Raw genomic sequence first — 1,029 nt, 5'->3', positions numbered from 1 at the left:
AAAAAACTCCTTCCTAAGTGTACAAGCTTTGATTATTTGCTTGTCTACTTAAGTAGGAGTATAGCCGTAAAATAAAATTGCCAATAAGCTGATTTTTATTATACGAAAAAAGGTTAAGAATATTAAAGTTGTACATCATTTGCTTACCAAAAGGGATGTTATAGATTTCTGATCCAATTGGGTAATAATTTATAGGAAATAGCGTGACTGCAGTTAAGAAATACAAGTAAATGGTAAAAATAGTAATCGAGCAAAAAGTGTAAATTGTCAGTTTTTCTCGCTTTCTCACTTGGATTACAAGAAAGATTATCAAAATAGCGACAATTGGAAATAAAATGGGTGCTTTTATCACATATGGCGCGGAATAAAATTTGCCACTTGGAAGTTGTATCATAGCGTAGGACTCTCCTCTTTTACTAATTTAACTGCATTATAACAATCAGACGTGAACTTGTAAAAGTATTATAGTATTTAGGCTATAAAATGTATTTTATTGAAGTTGCCGGGTTTGTGGAAAGGTCAATAATCAATTTGAGTAGTAGTGCTCTTTAGAGTGTTATAACGAGTAGCGGGTTATCATATAGACCTATAGAATGAATTAAGATTGCAGATGCCTTTCAATCGATGCTGGTGAGATTACCTTCGCGAGGACACAGTCTAGTGTTATTTAGAGAGCGTAAAATATCTTATGTAAATGCATAAAAGATTTCTGAATTGTATAGAAATAGGGAATGCCTTCCCTTATGATATTTAGTAACCACAGAAAACATCACAGGAGGCATTCCCCATGAATGAACTTACCACAGAAATTATCGTTGTACTAGCCCAAAAGCAAGATTTGGACGAAGTTTTTCGTCACCACCTCGAAATTGCGATTAACCAGCTGCTTCAAACCGAATTGGCAGAGTTTTTGGGTTACGAACGCTACTCATACGCTGGGATTAACACTGGTAATAACCGCGACGGCAGTTATGAGCGCTCGTTTGATACGAAGTACGGCCAACTTAACTTAACCATTCCTCGAGATCG

1 protein-coding gene is annotated in these 1,029 nt (G+C 35.7%); it reads left to right on the top strand.

The annotated features are described in order from the left end of the window. Window positions 1–787: 787 nt before the first annotated feature. Window positions 788–1,029: transposase (locus EKM67_RS10720; protein WP_191986417.1), on the top strand; the 242-nt coding region annotated here is incomplete at its 3' end.

The organism is Lapidilactobacillus mulanensis (assembly GCF_003946215.1).
Classification (GTDB): domain Bacteria; phylum Bacillota; class Bacilli; order Lactobacillales; family Lactobacillaceae; genus Lapidilactobacillus; species Lapidilactobacillus mulanensis.
Note: the sequence above shows the minus strand (reverse complement) of the source record. Positions and strands in the feature narration are given on the sequence as shown.